Genomic DNA, 3121 nt, shown 5'->3' with positions numbered 1-3121 from the left:
GGTCCCAGGACGGAAGCGGCCACCACGGGGGCGTGCTGGACGCGCTGGGGCTGGGCGGGGTTCCCGTGACGGTGGCGGTCTCGCTGCTGGTCGCGCTCGCCTGGTTCGTCAGCCTGGCCGGCACCGTCCTCACCTCGGGGGCACCGGCGCGCGGCGGCGTGTTCGCCGTCGCGCTGGTCGCCTCCTGGGCGGGGACGAGGGCCATCGTCCGGCCGCTGTCGCGGCTGTTCCCGGAGGAGCGGCCGGTCACCCGGGGGGACTTCGTCGGGCGGGTCTGCGTGATCCGCACCGGCCGGGTGACCGCCGACTTCGGTCAGGCCGAGGTCGCCGCCGAGGACGGCTCCACCGCGACCGTGCAGGTCCGCACGCCGGAGCCCGATCCGGGGCTGACGGCCGGCCGCACCGCCCTGATCTACGACTACGACGCGGACGGCGAACACTTCCTGGTGGCACCGTTCGATCCGCCGACATCCTGACACCAAGTCAACTCCAGTCGGACACAACCAACTTCGCACCACCGTCTCGTCAAAGGACTCCGTGATGGACACCATCGCCGTGGGTTTCGGCGTGCTCGTCGCCGTCGTGCTGCTCATCGTCTTCGCCCTGCTGCTGCTCGTGGGGCGCCTGTTCCAGAAGGTCGAGCAGGGCAAGGCGCTGATCGTCTCCCGGACGAAGAAGGTGGACGTCACCTTCACCGGCACGATCGTCCTGCCGATCCTGCACAAGGCCGAGCTGATGGACATCACCGCGAAGACGGTGGAGATCCACCGGGCCGGCCGGGACGGGCTGATCTGCCGGGACAACATCCGGGCGGACATCCGGATCTCCTTCTTCGTCCGGGTGAACAAGACCGTCGAGGACGTCGTCAAGGTCGCGCAGTCGATCGGCACCGCCCGGGCCAGTGACCCGCAGGCGATCCAGGAGTTCTTCGCCGTCAAGTTCGCCGAGGCGCTCAAGACCGTCGGCAAGCAGCTCGACTTCACCGACCTGTACACCCACCGGCACGAGTTCCGGGACCAGATCATCGCGGTCATCGGCACCGACCTCAACGGCTACACCCTCGAGGACGCGGCCATCGACCACCTGGAACAGACCCCGATGAACCAGCTGGACGCCTCCAACATCCTGGACGCCCAGGGCATCCGCAAGATCACCGAGCTGACCGCGATCGAGCACGTGCGCACCAACGAGTACCAGCGCACCGAGGAGAAGGAGATCACCCGGCAGAACGTGGACGCCCGGGAGGCCGTCCTGGAGCTCGAACGCCGCCAGGCCGACGCCGAGATCCGCCAGCGCCGCGAGATCGAGACCCTGCGGGCCAAGGAGGACGCGGTGGTCGCCCGGGTGCAGGAGGAGGAGCGGCTGAACGCTCAGACCGCCTTCCTGCGCACCGAGGAACTGCTCGGCGTGCAGCGGGAGAACCAGGCCCGCGAGGTCGCGGTGGCGCAGAAGAACCGCGAGCGGGTGATCGCGGTGGAGAACGAGCGGATCGAGAAGGACCGCCTGCTGGAGGTCGTCGGCCGCGAGCGGGAGACCGAACTCGCCCTCATCGCCAAGGAGAAGGAGGTCGAGTCCCGCCGCCGGGAGGTCGCCGACGTGGTCCGCGAGCGGGTCGCGGTCGACCGCACCGTCGCCGAGCAGGAGGAGGCCGTCAAGACGCTGCGCGCCACCGAGGAGGCCGAGCGGATGCGCAAGGCCGTGGTCATCCAGGCCGAGGCCGAGGCGCAGGAGAAGCTCGTCAAGGACATCAAGGCCGCCGAGGCCGCCGAGCAGGCCGCCGCACACAAGGCCCGCGAGGCGCTGGTGCTGGCCGAGGCCCGGCAGCAGGCCGCCGAGCTGGACGCGGCCGCCAAGGTCCGCCTCGCCGAGGGCATCCGGGCGGAGGCCGCCGCCGAGGGGCTGGCCCGGGTGCAGGTGCGCGAGCAGGAGGCCGCGGCCGTGGAGAAGGTGGGCCGCGCCGAGGCCGCCGTCCAGACCGAGAAGGCGAAGGCCGCCGCGCTGGAGGTCGGCGCCAAGCTGAAGGCGGAGGCCGAGGGCCTGACCGAGAAGGCCGCGGCGATGGCCAAGCTGGACGAGGCCTCGCGCGAGCACGAGGAGTACCGGCTGCGGCTGGCCGCCGAGAAGGACGTCCGCCTCGCCGGGCTGGACACGCAGCGGCAGATCGCCGAGGCGCAGGCCGCGCTGGTCGCGGCCGGGCTGGAGAAGGCCAAGATCGACATCGTCGGCGGGGACTCGGTGTTCTTCGACAAGCTGGTGCAGTCGGTGACGGCCGGCAAGAGCGTGGACGCCTTCGTCGGCCACTCGCAGACCGCCCAGACCCTGGCCGGGCCCTGGCTGGACGGGCGGGCCAGCTTCACCGAGGACCTCACCCGGGTGCTCTCCTCCGTCTCCACGGCGGACGTGCAGAACTTGACGGTCTCCGCGCTGCTGTTGAAGCTGATCGGCGCCGGCGGCGGCGAGCAGGCCGGGCAGCTGCGCCAACTGCTGGACTCCGCGAAGAAGTTGGGCATCGCGGAGACCCCGATCGGGGCGCTGGCCGCCGCGAACGGCAGCAAGTAGTCACCCGCTGAGCATCCAAGTGCCCGAGGACCCGAGGAACTGACCGTGGACGCCTCCGAAGCCCGGCTCGACGCCGGCACCTACGAGGTCCTGCGCGACCGGCTCGCCCGGTCCGCCGCCGAACTCGCCGACCGTGCGCAGGCGTTGAACGCCCGCCGGGTCGCCGAGTTCGGCGGCGGGGAGCTGCGGCTCACCGGCACCGGGCGGCTCACCACCGGCCGGGCCTGCCTGCCCCAGGACCTCACCGCCGTCGGCGGGCTGCTGCTGCTCGGCACCCGCCCCGTCGAAGTCGTGGACGGCGCCGAGGACTTCGCGGACGTCCTCAGCCTCCACCGGCCCGACGACCTCTCCCCCGCCCAGGGACCGCTGCTGGACGACCCCCGGCTGCGCCAGGACCTCGCCGACCTGCGCCGCTACTTCCGCGACGCCCGGCTGGAACGGCTGCGCCCCGTCGGCGGACGGCTGCTCGCCGTCTTCCGCACCGGCCCGGCCGCCACCGACGTCCGGGTGCTGCGCTGGCGTCTGGACGGCGACCGGGCCGACTACCAGGACGGGCGCGGCG

The 3121-nt window shown here is 72.2% G+C and carries 3 protein-coding genes; all 3 read left to right on the top strand.

The window, feature by feature from the left end; all coding sequences use genetic code 11:
- Positions 1-476 (top strand): OB-fold-containig protein (locus J0670_RS34140; protein ID WP_207816226.1); only part of this gene is annotated, 476 nt, incomplete at its 5' end.
- A 64-nt stretch (positions 477-540) separates the two neighbouring features.
- Positions 541-2559, top strand: coding sequence for a flotillin family protein (locus tag J0670_RS34135; RefSeq protein ID WP_207816225.1), 2019 nt, complete (start codon positions 541-543; stop codon positions 2557-2559).
- A gap of 45 nt (positions 2560-2604) precedes the next feature.
- The coding region (locus J0670_RS34130) for a DNA repair ATPase (RefSeq protein WP_307806813.1) at positions 2605-3121 on the top strand (517 nt) is incomplete at its 3' end.

The organism is Streptomyces sp. FH025, assembly GCF_017427025.1.
Lineage (GTDB): Bacteria > Actinomycetota > Actinomycetes > Streptomycetales > Streptomycetaceae > Kitasatospora.
Note: the sequence above shows the minus strand (reverse complement) of the source record. Positions and strands in the feature narration are given on the sequence as shown.

What these genes read in the sequence shown, in the direction of transcription:
- J0670_RS34135 (WP_207816225.1), top strand. Translation starts at nt 541, where the DNA reads ATGGACACCATCGCCGTGGGTTTCGGCGTGCTCGTCGCCGTCGTGCTG.